This window comes from Xanthomonas sp. SHU 166 (assembly GCF_000364685.1).
In the GTDB taxonomy this organism is placed as follows: Bacteria; Pseudomonadota; Gammaproteobacteria; order Xanthomonadales; family Xanthomonadaceae; genus Xanthomonas_A; species Xanthomonas_A sontii.
Window position 1 is genome coordinate 1 of sequence record NZ_AQOJ01000318.1, and the last position, 1,975, is coordinate 1,975.

The 1,975-nt window shown below is 73.1% G+C and carries 2 protein-coding genes; both read left to right on the forward strand.

Going from position 1 to position 1,975, the window contains the following annotated elements; genetic code table 11:
* On the forward strand, positions 1–869 hold an 869-nt coding region (locus tag D180_RS09665), incomplete at its 5' end, for a class I SAM-dependent methyltransferase family protein (protein ID WP_017912629.1).
* The coding region (locus tag D180_RS09670; protein WP_017912630.1) for a phosphatase PAP2/dual specificity phosphatase family protein at positions 866–1,975 on the forward strand (1,110 nt) is incomplete at its 3' end. The genes D180_RS09665 and D180_RS09670, both read left to right, overlap by 4 nt.

Consider the following 1,975-nt stretch of genomic DNA (forward strand, 5'->3'; position numbering starts at 1 on the left):
GCGGGCCGACCTTCGAGGAAGCCGAGCGCCTGGCCTGGCCGCCGCAGCGCTACAGCCTGCAGGACCTGCGCTGGCGCGGCGTGCGCGCCGGCCTGCGCCTGGGCGGGCAGCTCTCCGAAGGCATCGCCCTCGGCCTGCAGACCGGTTTCGATTCCGGCAGCACGCTGGACTACATCTACCGCGACCAGGCGGCCGGGCGCGGCCCGCTGGGGCGGATGATCGACCGCAACTACCTGGATGCGATCGGCTGGCGCGGCATCCGCGTGCGCCGCCAGCACCTGCATGAGCTGCTGGGCCTGGCGATGCAGCGGCTGCGCGCCGCCGGCCTGCCGGTGCGCGCGCTGGACATCGCCGCGGGCCACGGCCGCTACGTGCTCGAAGCGCTGGCCGGCGGCAGCCAGCGCGCCGATGCGATCCTGCTGCGCGATTTCAGCCCGTTGAACGTGGAGCAGGGCCGCGCGCTGATTGCCGCACTCGGCGCCACCGATATCGCCCGCTTCGAGCAGGGCGACGCCTTCGACCGCGACGCGCTGGCCGCGCTGCAGCCGCGGCCGACGCTGGCGGTGGTGTCGGGTCTGTACGAGCTGTTCCCGGACAACGACCAGGTGCTGTGCTCGCTGCAGGGCGTGGCCGCGGCGGTGGAGCCGGGCGGCTACCTGGCCTACACCGGCCAACCCTGGCATCCGCAGCTGGAGTTCATCGCCCGTGCGCTGACCAGCCACCGCGGCGGCGCGGCCTGGGTGATGCGCCGGCGCACCCAGCAGGAGATGGACGAACTGGTGCGCACGGCCGGCTTCCGCAAGCTGGAGCAGCGCATCGACGACTGGGGCATCTTCACCGTGTCGCTGGCGCAGCGGATCGCGCCATGAGCGCGGCGGCCGCGCGGCCGTGGCGGCGTGCGCTGGCCTGGCTGGCGCTGCTGGGGCCGTTCTTTTTCCTCAGCTACGGCCTGGCCAACACCCTGGCCGCGCGCCGTGCCGACGTGCCGTCGCTGCCGTTCGCCTGGGAAAGCCACATCCCGTTCTGGCCGTGGACCATCGTGCCGTACTGGTCGATCGACCTGTTCTACGTCGCCTCGTTCTTCGTCTGCCGCACGCGCGCCGAACTGGACACGCATGCGCGGCGCCTGCTCACCGCGCAGTTGCTGGCGGTGGGCTGCTTCCTGCTGTGGCCGCTGCGCTTTGGCTTCGAACGGCCGCCGACCGAGGGTGTGTTCGGCTGGCTGTTCGCGGTGCTGCTCGGCTTCGACAAGCCGTTCAACCAGGCGCCGTCGCTGCACATCGTGCTGCTGGTGGTGCTGTGGGTGCGCTATGCGCAGCACCTGCACGGGCTGGCGCGGTGGGCCCTGCATGGCTGGTTCGCGCTGATCGGGCTGTCGGTGCTGACCACCTACCAGCACCACTTCCTCGACGTGCCCACCGGCCTGGCCGCGGGCTGGTTGTGCGTGTGGCTGTGGCCGGAGCGCATTGCCGCGCCGTGGCGGGCCGCGGCGCCCGCGCGCGATCCGCGGCGCTGGCGCCTGGCCGCGCTGTACCTGCTCGGCAGCGCGGCCTGCGTGGCTGCCGCACGTGCGCTCGGTGGCGTCAGCTGGTGGTTGCTGTGGCCGGCGCTGTCGCTGCTGCTGGTCGCGCTCAGTTATGCGCTGCTCGGCCCGCTGGGCCTGCAGAAACGTGACGACGGCCGCCTGAGCCTGGCCGCGCGCTGGCTGTACGCGCCGTACCTGGTCGCTGCCTGGCTAAACTCGCGCGCCTGGACCTCGCGCGATCCGGCGCCGCGCGCGATCGTCGACGGCGTCTGGCTCGGGCGCCTCCCCGCCCGTGGCGAGCGCGCACGCTTCGCTGCGGTGGTCGATGTCAGTGCGGAACTGTCGTTGCGCGAGGCGCAGGCAAACGACCGCGTGGTGCCGATGCTGGACCTGGCGGCGCCGCCGGCGGCGGCCTTGCGCATGGCCGCCGACGCGATCGAAGCGGCGCGC